8 protein-coding genes are annotated in these 6654 nt (G+C 64.3%); 1 reads left to right on the plus strand and 7 read right to left on the minus strand.

Annotated features, from left to right (window positions below):
- Positions 1 to 4: 4 nt before the first annotated feature.
- Entirely contained in the window at positions 5 to 253 is a 249-nt protein-coding gene (locus tag ACYP01_RS21555; RefSeq protein ID WP_459682324.1) for a DUF5703 family protein, read from the minus strand.
- Complete coding sequence (locus ACYP01_RS21560) at positions 253 to 1278, minus strand: YncE family protein (RefSeq protein ID WP_003946191.1); 1026 nt, start codon at positions 1276 to 1278, stop codon at positions 253 to 255. Before ACYP01_RS21560 ends, ACYP01_RS21555 begins: the two co-directional genes overlap by 1 nt.
- Before the next feature lie 183 nt (positions 1279 to 1461).
- On the opposite strand from ACYP01_RS21560, the gene ACYP01_RS21565 reads away from it, so the two are divergent.
- Positions 1462 to 1884, plus strand: a complete 423-nt coding sequence (locus tag ACYP01_RS21565; protein ID WP_285183429.1) for a hypothetical protein — start codon at positions 1462 to 1464, stop codon at positions 1882 to 1884.
- Here the strand turns inward: ACYP01_RS21565 and ACYP01_RS21570 are convergent.
- The 5 genes from ACYP01_RS21570 to ACYP01_RS21590 all read right to left on the minus strand — a co-directional run bounded on the left by ACYP01_RS21570 (position 1865) and on the right by ACYP01_RS21590 (position 6604).
- Complete coding sequence (locus ACYP01_RS21570; RefSeq protein ID WP_459682328.1) at positions 1865 to 2728, minus strand: heme ABC transporter ATP-binding protein; 864 nt, start codon at positions 2726 to 2728, stop codon at positions 1865 to 1867. The genes ACYP01_RS21565 and ACYP01_RS21570 overlap by 20 nt on opposite strands.
- On the minus strand, positions 2725 to 3822 hold the full coding sequence (locus ACYP01_RS21575; RefSeq protein ID WP_314682311.1) for a FecCD family ABC transporter permease: 1098 nt from the start codon (positions 3820 to 3822) through the stop codon (positions 2725 to 2727). The genes ACYP01_RS21570 and ACYP01_RS21575 overlap by 4 nt, the downstream gene beginning before the upstream one ends.
- Before the next feature lie 63 nt (positions 3823 to 3885).
- Positions 3886 to 4893: a heme/hemin ABC transporter substrate-binding protein gene (locus ACYP01_RS21580; RefSeq protein ID WP_314682303.1), complete on the minus strand. Its 1008-nt coding sequence runs from the start codon at positions 4891 to 4893 to the stop codon at positions 3886 to 3888.
- Positions 4890 to 5576 (minus strand): biliverdin-producing heme oxygenase, encoded by a 687-nt coding sequence (locus ACYP01_RS21585; protein WP_003946162.1) that lies wholly within the window; start codon positions 5574 to 5576, stop codon positions 4890 to 4892. Before ACYP01_RS21585 ends, ACYP01_RS21580 begins: the two co-directional genes overlap by 4 nt.
- A gap of 92 nt (positions 5577 to 5668) precedes the next feature.
- Positions 5669 to 6604 (minus strand): aldo/keto reductase, encoded by a 936-nt coding sequence (locus ACYP01_RS21590; RefSeq protein WP_003946175.1) that lies wholly within the window; start codon positions 6602 to 6604, stop codon positions 5669 to 5671.
- Between the last annotated feature and the right edge of the window lie 50 nt (positions 6605 to 6654).

Here is a 6654-nt window from a genome sequence, read left to right on the forward strand (position 1 = left end):
ACGATCAGTGCTGAATGCCGTCCGGATCGGTCACGTGCAGCGGCATCTTCTTTCGCTTGAGGAGCACGCGACGACTGCCGTCGGGGTAGAGACGGACTCGGGAGAGTTCCCATCCGCCGAACTCGGCGGAGATCGCCAGACGCATCGACGCCGTGACCCGCGAAACGTTCGGCGGTAGTCGAAGGGGCACATAGTCGAACTTGTCGTCCGACGTCTCCCACTGCGCGGGGATCCCGCGCGTACGCTTTTCCATCAGTTCTCCCGTGACGGGATGACCTGCAGCCCGTCACCGGTTGCCGATCCGACGATCAGATTGCCGTTGGAAGAGTCTACGGCCAACGAATTCGGCTGTCGCACCGTCTTGAACCGTCCGGTCTCCACGGGGATGCCGGACGACAGATCGAAGCCGACCACTTCGTTGGTCGCGGTCAGCGTGACCCACACCCGATCCGCGGCCTCGTCGTAGGCAACGGCGTACGGCGACTCGCCGACGGGGTAGCGCTGGTGCATCAGGAGCGGATCGGCAGTGAAGACGAGCAGTTCGTTGCCGGTGGTGTCGGTGACCAGAATGCGTCCGAAGCGATCGGTGGCCAGATGAGTTGCGCCCTCACCGGCGCGGAGAGCGACGCCGAGTTTGCCGTCTTCGAGGTTGATCGCCGTCAGCGAGGTCTGACGGTGATCGAGGGCGCTCAGGTTGTCGCCGGTGACCGCGAGCTCGTCGACCGATGCGAATCCCGAAACTGTCTGTGACTGATCGTTCTTCGGGTCGACGATGTGAACTGAACCATTGTCCGTGCCGATCGCGATGCGGCCGTCGTTGAGTTCGACCGCTGAATTCGCCTGCCCGTCTACCGGGATGGACGTCTGTTCGCCCGAAGTCAGATTCAGCTTCACGACCTGGCGATCCATCGACAGAAGAGCGCTACCGTCAGAGCCGATCGAAACGTCGCGTACGTCGGAATCCAGGGCTGTTGGACGACCTGCAGAGGCGGGGTCGGCGCCGGCCAAACTGTCCGAAGGAACGACCAGCACCGAACGGGGGTCGTTGGCAACCACTACAGCGCTGCGCGTGATCGGGTCGAATGTGATGGAATCGATCAGACCTGAATACGGGTGAACCACGCCGTCCGGGGTACTGGTGGTGGCCGGTGAGACCGCTGCCGTTGCGGGATCGATCGTGATGAGGTCGTCTCCGCCATCTCCGGAAGAACATCCTGTGACCAGCAGAACCGCCGCCCCCATTGCTGCTGCAGTGGTGCGGATCCCTAGGCGAGCCATGTGTAGTTCCTCTTTTTCTTGTCATCTGTTCTTCACGCAGTGCGACTGTCATCGATCATCCCTGATCGCAGTCGGGCGCCGTTCATCGCGTCGAGGAACTACCGACCATTCCGCTCACACCCCTGACGCGATACCGTACGAACAGCGGTTGCGGTTGACGCTGCAATCACCGAGGAGATCATTGTGATTCCCACAGAACCCACCGATTCCGGCGCGCAGCCGCCCGAACCGGCGCGGCCGGGCTTCGAGATCGAGGACCTCACCGTCGGCGCCCATGCACACGGTTTCGGCAGGTCCGACGGTCGAACTTTCGCGTTCCGCGTACGAAAGAGCATGCTGTTCGTCGAGGTATACGGCGAATACTGCGAGCACAGTGTGCCGACCCCTGCAGACGTTGTCGCCACCGCGGAGCGATCGGTGACCGACATCGATCTGACCGACGAGCGAAGCATCGCCGGTGTGGTCCGCGACGCAGTTCTGTCCACGGAGGCTGATTGGTCACAGCCCGGTCCCGGTGACGGAGTTCGTGAGGGCGACGGCCGCAGCCTGCCGACGGTGAGAGCCGTCCTGAACAGGCTGGGATCGATCATCGATTCTGTTCGGTGAATTCTCGGCGCGGGATGACCAGCGTTGCTCCGGTTGTCGGATGCGGGAACACCTCGACCGGATAACCGTAGACGCGGGTCAGAAGCTCTTCGTGCAACACCGATTCCGGGGGACCGTCAGCGGCGATGCGGCCGTTTTCGAGCACGACGATCCGATCCGCGTACGCCGCTGCCAACGCGAGGTCGTGCAAAACGACGACGACGGCATCGCCGTCCGCAGCGCGAGCGCGCGCCACGGACATCACCGCTTCCTGGTGTCCGAGGTCGAGAGCTGCAGTCGGCTCGTCCAGCAGGATGGTCGACGTCTCCTGCGCCAGCACCCGCGCAAGTGCGACTCGCGCCTGCTCGCCACCGGACAGCACGGCAAACGGCCGATTGGCGAACCCCTCGACATCGCAGGTCTTCATCGCCGCGGTGATAGCAGCGCCGTCGCGGTCTTCTCGGCGAGTTCCGGTCCATGGCGCACGTCCCATACGAACCACCTGGCGAGCGCTGAACGAAAATCCGATGGTGTGTTTCTGGGGGAGCACCGCGCGTCGGCGCGCCATGTCGATCGGCGACCACTGAGTGAGGTCGGTGCCGTCAACGTCCACCCGCCCAGCGATGACGGGCTGATCACCGGCCAACGCCGCAAGAAGAGTCGACTTACCGGCGCCGTTCGGTCCGACGAGAACGACTAGCTCGCCTGCCCGGACTTCGATGGACACGCCTTCCAGAATCTGCCGACCACCGCGTTCAACGGTGATGTCGCGCGCCTCGAGGGTGACATCACCGACGGATGGGCTCTTCGGTTCGGGGGTGACGCGGCCGAACAGTTCGCGCCAGTTTCTTACGAGGCTGCTCATGCCCACCCGCCCTGTTGCGCGCGCGTGCGTCGGAGAAGCCAGAAGAAGAAGGGGCCGCCCACCAGAGCGGTCAGCATTCCGAGGGGCAGGTCTGCGTTGTCGATCAGCGACCGCGAGCCCAGATCTGCGACAAGCAGAACCAGTGCGCCGGCGAGGGCGCTCGCCGGAATCAGCGAGCGGTGGCCAGGTCCGACGAGAATGCGCATCAGGTGCGGAACGACCAGACCGACGAAGAGGATGATGCCGGTGAAGGCAACACTCGCCGAGACCAGGAGAGCGACGATCAGTACCGCGAACTGGCGAAGCCGTTCGACGTTGACGCCCAGATGACGGGCCGCGTGTTCACCGAGCGCCAGCAGGTCGAGACGTGGGGCGATCATCATGGTCGCGGCGATCCCGATGACGGTCATCGGCGCCACGATCAGGACTGCGTTCCAGGAAGCGCCGTTGAGTGAGCCGAGTTGCCAGAACACGATCTGATCGCGAGCGGACGGGCTGGCGACGAAGGTGAAGAACGCGATGAGCCCGCCGGCGAACGCGTTGATCGCGACGCCCGTCAGCACCAACGTCACCACTTCGGTTCGGCCTTCGTGCCGAGCCAGCAGGTAGACCGCCGCGGTGGTGACCAGCCCGGCGACGAACGCAGCCGCAGCAACGGCCCAGCCGGCCACGAACGTTCCCCCGACGACGATGACAGCACTCGCGCCAACTGCCGCGCCCGCAGACACTCCGATCACTCCGGGTTCTGCGAGCGGATTGGAGAACACACCCTGCAGGAGCGCACCGGAACATCCCAGCGCCGCGCCGACACAGATGGCGAGCACGACGCGGGGGAATCGAACCTCCCACAAAGTCACTTCACCGCTGGGATGGGCGGGCATCGGACCGAGGTCGAGCCCGATGCGATGCAGGATGCTGCCCAAAACCTCGAGAGGCGACGTCGGAACTTGACCGATGCACGCCGACAGCACCGCGACGATCACGAGGGCGAGAGTCAAGCTGACCAGAACCGCACTCACCCGCGACCGCGACGCGGGGCCAGACGCCGACTTGTCGGCGCCCCCGACGTCATGGGAATCCTCGGCTGCGGACACAGTCTTACCTGCTTCGGAACTACCTGTCTCTGTACTCACGAATCAGCACTCACGAATCTTTGCTCACGATCCACCGGGCTCGTAGATCGCTTCGGCGAGTGCCGCCATGACGCGTCCGGTGTTCGGCCCGAAGCTGAGCAGTACACCGTCCGCCATGTCGACTACTCGTTTGTTCTTTCCAGCCGGCGTCTGAGCGATGCCAGGGACCTTTTCGAGGCCGTCGATTCCGCCGATCGATGCCAATCCGTCCGTCATCATCAGCAGGGCGTCAGGCGCTGCGGCGATGAGCGCTTCGCTGGTGATGGGCACGAACTGTTGTGTGATGCCCGAGGCGGTTCCTGCATCGGTGGCGCCGAGTGCCTCGATCAAGGAATCTGCTCCGGACCCTTCACCGCCGATCATGGTGATGGCCGATCCGCGCATGTAGAGGAACGCGATTTTCAGTGCATCGCCCTCGGTGGGGACCAGATCGCGAGCTCCAGCGATTTCCGATTCGGTCCGATCGACCAGCGCCGCGCCCTGGGCGGGGACGCCGAGCGCGTCGGCGACGGCCTGGAGTTGTCCCGGCACACCCTCGAGTGTCCGGGTCGGATCGAAGAAGACGACGGGAACACCGGCGGCGCGCAACTGATCCTGGACGCTCTTGGGCCCGATACTCGTGTCGGTGAGAACAACGGTGGGATTGAGGTCGAGAATTGCCTCGGTGTTGAGCGATTGGCCGCCGACCGTGACAACCGGCACGTCCGCGACTGCAGGAAACTTGGCGGCGGTGTCGCGGCCGACGAGATTGTCACCGAGGCCGAGCGCCACCGTCGTCGTCGCGAGCGTCCCGTAGCGGTCGGCCGCAACGATCCGGCTGTTGTCGGTGATGGTCACGTCGACGCCGTCGAAGCTCTTCACCGTCACGGGCAGTGTCGCGGTCGGGTTGTCGGACACGGGAACCGGGCTGGAATCTTCGAGTACCGCGGTCCTGGCACCCTGAGATGTCGTGGAATTGTCGCTGGGACCGCAAGCCACCAGACCGAAACCGGCTGCTGCGACCAGAGTCGCCGCGGCCAAGCGCTTCATCATTTGACGAGGTAGCTCTCGATGTCGCCTTCGAGGTCGGCGAACAGGTCACCGTTGAGGCGGTATGCCAGATTCACCTCGTCGATGAAACGCTGCTGTTCCTCGGCAGGAATCTGCAGTGCATCCAGATTCGAGCGGTAGTCGTCCTTGAAAGGCTTCGGCTTGGGGATGCCTTCGAAGATGTAGAAGCGAAGTCCGTCGGTCTCGAATCCGTAGGCGCGTTCGAGCATCCGGCGGATGATCTGTCCGCCCGAGAGATCGCCCATGTACCGAAGGTAGTGATGTGCGACGAAGCCGGCAGGCCAGTCGAACGCCACCTCCTTCAGGCGGGCGATGTAGCGCTCGGTTGCCGGCAGTGCCACGAGTTCGTCGCGCCAGTTCGGTCCGCCGAGGAACTCGAGATCGGCCTCGAGTGAAGCCACGCGCAACAGATCCTCGGACAGGAACGGGGCGACCAACTCGTTGTCGGCGTGTGTGCGGCCGGCCTCTTCGAGGCTCGTGTAGACGAGGTACGTCTGTCCCAGAAGAGCGGCGTAGCCAGCCGTGGTCAGCTCACCGCCGAGAAGTGCGCCTACGAATCGCGACTGCTCCGTCTCGCGGTGTGCTGCGTCCGTCTCGGTCTTGATTCGTTCGGAGAAGGCTGGGCCTGCGTCTGCGGAAAGGCTGTCTACGTCGAGCGTGGTCATTGATTCTCCTGAGGCTGTAGTCAAGCGTTGCCTACTAGGTTAGCCTGCCCTCGCCAACACGATACCTCCGGTATTTCGATCAGCGGGACAGATCAAGCGCTCACATCGTCGAGAGCCGCGGCAATCGCTTTCGGAAGTTCCAATTCTTCGGTTGCCAGTACTCCTGTCAACTGGGCGAGATCACGCGTGCCGACGACGGCGCTGGCCACCCCGGCGCGATCGCGCGCCCAGGCCAGTGCCACCGCCAGTGGGGAAGTACCCAGACCGTCGGCAGCGGTAACGACTGCGTCGACCACCCGGATCGAGGAATCGGTCAGATAGCTCTGCACATCCTGTGAATGTGCTTCGTCGGCGCCGCGGGAATCGACGGGAATGCCGTCGCGGTACTTGCCGGTCAGCACACCGCCCGCGAGGGGTACTGCGGCGAACACTCCGACGCCGTGATGGGCCGCCGCTGCGAACAATTCTTCCTCGACGCCGCGTGCGAGCAACGAGTACTCGGCCTGCGTCGCGGCGAGTGTTGTTGCGCCACCGGCTCCTACGGCCGTCGCGAGCTGCCAGCCGAGGTAGCCGCGAACTCCGACGTACCGCACCTTGCCGCTCGAGACGGCGTAGTCGAGGGTTGCTGCAACCTCGTCGACAGGCGTGAGCGGATCCCAGGTTGCGACCTGCCACATGTCGAGGAAGTCGGTTCCGAGTTCACGAAGAGTCGCGTCGAGCTGGCGGAGCAATCCGCGCCGCGAGCAGTCGACGCGGTCGGTGCCGATCGGTGTGGGGTCGATGCCGGCGCTCGAGCTGATGATGAGTTCGTCACGTGGAACGACGTCGTCGAGCAACTCGGCGAGGATCCGTTGCGCCGCACCGGCGCCGTAGGCGGGCGAGGTGTCGACCAGGGTTCCGCCGGCCTCGGCGAACGCGAGTAGCTGCGCAGCAGCCTCGTCGCCGTCCGTGTCGCGTCCCCATGTCAGTGTGCCGAGCCCAAGTCGCGAGACCCGAAGTCCGCTCGTTCCGACAGATCTGTGCTTCATAACCGCCTGCATCTCGCGCCCGACTCGTGTGCGCAAGTGCGGCACCCGAG

This window comes from Rhodococcus sp. no. 34, from assembly GCF_054589475.1.